The 4,537-nt window shown below is 68.9% G+C and carries 2 pseudogenes; one reads left to right on the forward strand and one right to left on the reverse strand.

Going from position 1 to position 4,537, the window contains the following annotated elements:
* Window positions 1-4,349 (reverse strand): annotated as a pseudogene (locus tag ACZ6JY_RS40670) (type I polyketide synthase); the annotation flags it as partial.
* On the opposite strand from ACZ6JY_RS40670, the pseudogene ACZ6JY_RS40675 reads away from it, so the two are divergent.
* Window positions 4,314-4,537: pseudogene (locus tag ACZ6JY_RS40675) on the forward strand (hypothetical protein); the annotation flags it as partial. The pseudogenes ACZ6JY_RS40670 and ACZ6JY_RS40675 sit on opposite strands and share 36 nt — an antisense overlap.

A 4,537-nucleotide genomic window follows, 5' to 3' on the forward strand; every position in this document is an offset into this window, starting at 1 on the left:
GCCGCCACCACCTTCACATCAGCAACCGCCGCCACATCCCCCACCCCCATCTCCACAAGAGGCACCGTCAACCCCACCCCCGCCGCATGAATAACAGTGGTGAGGGGTTGTTCGGCGGGAACAGCGGCCAGGACGCCGGCCAGGGCCTGGCGGCTGGTGATGTCACAGGCGGTGATGGTGACGTCGACGCCGAGGGCGGTGAGTTCGGCGTGCAGCTCGGCTGCGCCGGGTGCGTCGGGGCCTCGGCGGCTCAGGAGAAGAAGGTGGGGAGCAGTGCGGGTGGTGTTGTGGGTGGTGCTGGTGTTGTGGGTGGTGGCGATGTGGCGGGCAATGTGGGTGCCGAGGGCGCCGGTGCCGCCGGTGATCAGGATGGTGCCGGTGGGCTGCCAGGGCTGGGTGGTGGTGGTGTGTTCGTTGGGGGGTTCGGCTGTGGTGGTGGGCGGGGTGTGGGTGAGGCGGGCGGTGGTGATGCCGTGGGTGCGTACGGCGAGTTGGTCTTCGTGTGGCTGCCGGGCTGCGGTGGCGGTGTGGTGGAGGGCGGTGGTGAGGTGGGTTTGGGTGGTGGGGGTGTGGGTGGTGGGGAGGTCGATGAGGCCGCCCCAGTGGTGGGGGTGTTCCAGGGCGGCGACGCGGCCCAGGCCCCAGATCATGGCCTGGTCGGGGTGGGTGAGGGGGTCGGTGGCGGGGTGGGTGGTGACAGCGCTGGTGGTGACGCACCACAGGCGTGCGGGCAGGCCGGTGTCGTGCAGGGCCTGCAGGAGATGGAGCGTCGCGCACAGTCCCGCGGGCACTGTGGGCGCGTCGGTGCGGGAGCCGGTGGCCAGGGCCAGCAGGGACAACACCCCCACCAGCGGGACGTCACCGGCACTGGTTTCGGTTTCGGTGTTGGTGGCGGGGGTGAGGTGGGTGGTGAGGTGGGTGGTGAGGTCTTGGCGGTGGGTGGTGGTGGCGTCGATTTCGAGGGTGTGGGTGGTCTGTTCGAGGTCGTGGAGTGCTTGCAGGCATGCGGTCACGGCCGGGTCGGTGCCGGTGCCCGCGGGAATGACGACCAGCCATGCCCCGTGTGCCGTGGTGTCGGACCCGGCGGTGGCGGTGGCGGTGGTGGTGGGCAGGGGTTTCCAGGTGAGGTGGTAGCGCCAGGTGTCCAGGGTGGCGCGTTGGTGCTGGTGCCGGCGCCAGGTGGCCAGGGCGGGCAGGAGGGTGTCCAGGCCGGTGCGGTGTTCCTGGCCGGGGGGCAGGGCCAGGGTCTGGCTGAGTGCGGCCACATCGCCTTGCTCCACTGCCTTCCAGAACCCGGCCTCCGCCGCTTGCCCGCCCGGCCCCGCCGGGCCGTCCGCGGGCTGGGGGGCCGGGGCGTCGAGCCAGTACCGCTGGCGTTGGAAGGGGTAGGTCGGCAGGTCGACCTGGCAGGGGGTGGCACCGGTGAGTACCGGCTGCCAGGTGACGGGCAGGCCGTGGGTGTGGGCCTCGGCGAGGGAGGTGAGGAATCGGCGGGGGCCTTCCTCGTCCCGGCGCAGCGTGCCGATGGCGAGGGGTTCGATGGTGGGTGTGGTGGTGCCACCGATGTCGGTGTCGGCTGTGTCGTGGGTGTCGTGGATGGTGTGGGTGAGGACGGGGTGGGGGCTGGTTTCGATGTAGGTGTGGTGACCTGACGCGTCGAGGGTGCGCAGCGCGTCGTGGAAGTGGACGGGCTGGCGGAGGTTGTTGTACCAGTAGTCGGCGTCCATGACGGGTTCGGTGATCCACTGACCGGTCACGGTGGACAGGAGGGGAATGCCGGGTGCGGCGGGGGCGAGATGGGCCAGGCTGTCACGGATCTGCGTTTCGACTGCCTCGACGTGGGAGCTGTGGGAGGCGTAGTCGACAGGGATACGGCGGGCGCGGATCTTGTGCTCGGTGCAGTGGGTGAGGAGCTCGTCGATGGTGTGGAGGTCGCCGGAGACGATGACGTTACGGGGTCCGTTGACGGCGGCGATGGAGAGTTGTCCGGGCCAGGTGGCGAGGTGGTGCCGTGTCTGTTCTTCGGAGAGGGTCAGCGAGCACATGGCGCCCTGGCCGGCGAGTTGGGCGAGGGCCTGGCTGCGTAGGGCGATGGTGGTGGCGGCGTCGGTGAGGGTGAGGGCTCCGGCGATGTGGGCGGCGGCGATTTCTCCTTGGCTGTGGCCGATGACGGCGTCGGGGTGGATGCCGCAGGCCTGCCACATGCGGGCCAGTGCCACCATGACGGCGAACAGCACCGGCTGTACGACGTCCACCCGCTCCAACGCGGGGGTGTCGGCGGTCTGGCGGAGCACGTCGGTCAGTGACCAGTCGACGTGGGGTGTGAGGGCTTGTTCGCAGGCGGCGATCTGCTGGGCGAAGACGGGTGAGGTGTCCAGGAGGTCGGCTGCCATGCCCGCCCACTGCGAGCCCTGGCCGGGGAAGACGAAGACGGTTTTGCCGGTGTCGTGGGCGACGCCGGTGATGGTGTTCGTCCCGGGGGCGTCGTTGGCGGTGAGGCGGCGTAGTCCTTCGGTCATCTCGCTCCGGTCGCGGCCGAGGACGACTGCGCGGTGCTCGAAGGTGGTGCGGGTGGTGGCCAGGGACCAGGCGATGTCGGCGGGTGGGAGCTCGCTGTGTTTGTGCAGGTGGGTGTGAAGGCGCTGGGCCTGGGAGCGTAGGGCTTCGTTGGTACGGGCGGAGAGCAGCCAGGGCAGTACTGGCGAGCGCAGGACGCTTTCCTGCTGGGTGTCGTCCCTCTCGCCTGGTGCGGGGTCCGTCAGTTCCCCAGTAGCGGGGGGTTGTTCGAGGATGAGGTGGGCGTTGGTGCCGCTGACGCCGAAGGAGGAGACGGCTGCGCGGCGGGGGCGGTCGGTGCGGGGCCAGGGTTGGGGTTCGGTCAGCAGTGACACCGCGCCGCTGGTCCAGTCGACGTGTGGGGTGGGTTCATCCACGTGCAGGGTCTGGGGCAGGGTTTCGTGCCGCAGTGCCATGATCATTTTGATGACGCCGGCTACGCCTGCTGCGGCTTGGGTGTGGCCGATGTTGGATTTGAGTGATCCGAGCCATAGGGGGTTGTCGGTGGTGTGGTTTTGGCCGTAGGTGGCGAGGAGTGCTTGGGCTTCGATGGGGTCGCCGAGGGTGGTGCCGGTGCCGTGGGCTTCGACGGCGTCGATGTCGGTGGGGGTGAGGTGGGCGTTGGTGAGGGCTTGGTGGATGACGCGTTGTTGGGCGGGGCCGTTGGGTGCGGTGAGTCCGTTGCTGGCGCCGTCTTGGTTGATGGCGCTGCCGCGTACGAGGGCGAGGATGGGGTGTCCGTTGCGCTGGGCTTGTGACAGCGGTTCGAGGAGAAGCATGCCGGCGCCCTCGGCCCATGCCGTGCCGTCGGCGTGGGCGGCGAAGGGTTTGCAGCGGCCGTCGGGGGCCAGACCACGCTGGCGGCTGAACTCGATGAAGCCGGTGGGGGTGGACATCACTGTGACGCCGCCGGCCAGGGCCATGGAGCACTCTCCGGACCGCAGTGCCTGGCAGGCCAGATGCATGGCCACCAAAGACGACGAACACGCGGTATCGACCGTGACCGCCGGCCCCTCCAAACCGAAGGTGTAGGCGAGTCGACCGGAGGCGACACTGCCGGCGCTGCCGTTGCCCAAGTAGCCTTCGAGGCTTTCAGGGACGGTAGCGAGCCGTACCGCGTAGTCGGAGTGCATCATTCCGGTGAATACACCGGCTGAGCCTCCCTTGAGCGACGTCGCGTCGATGCCCGCATACTCAATGGCTTCCCAGGCGGTCTCCAGCAGAAGTCGTTGTTGGGGGTCCATGGCCTGTGCCTCGCGGGGGGAGATCCCGAAGAAGGCCGGGTCGAAGTCGGCCGCGTCGTGGAGGAATCCGCCCTCGCGGACGTAGGACGTGCCCGGCTGGTCCGGGTCGGGGTCATAGAGGCCGTCGAGGTCCCAGCCGCGGTCAGTCGGGAAGGGAGAGACGGCGTCGGTGGCCGTGGCGACCAGATCCCACAGGGCCTCGGGCGAAGACACCCCTCCCGGATAACGGCACGCCATCCCCACCACCGCAATCGGCTCATCCAACAAGGGTGCGGAGGGTGCCGACGGCGACTGCGTGTCCTGTACTTCTTGCAGCAGTTCGGCGGACAGGTAGTCAGCCAAGGCGGTCGGGGTCGGGTAATCGAAGATCAGCGATGTGGGGAGCTGGAGCCCAGTGGTTGTGGTCAGTTGGTTGCGTAGTTCAACAGCGGTGAGGGAGTCGAAGCCGAGATCGGTGAAGGCGTGTTCGGTGTGGATGGTGTGGGGTGTGGTGTGGCCGAGGCTGGTGGCTGCGTGACCGCGCACGAGGTCGAGGAGGGTTTGGTGTTGTTGGGCGGGTGTGAGGTGGGTGAGTTGGTTGCGGAGGGTGTCGGCGTTGGTGAGGGTGGATGTGGGCTGGCTGGGGGTGGATGCGGGTCGGGGGGTTGTGGGGATGAGGTGTTGGAGGAGGGGGTGGGGGGTGGTGTGCTGGGCTTGTCGGTGGAGGGTGGTGTGGTTGAGGTGGATGGGGATGAGGA

The sequence above is a fragment of the Streptomyces sp. NPDC046335 genome (assembly GCF_055587985.1).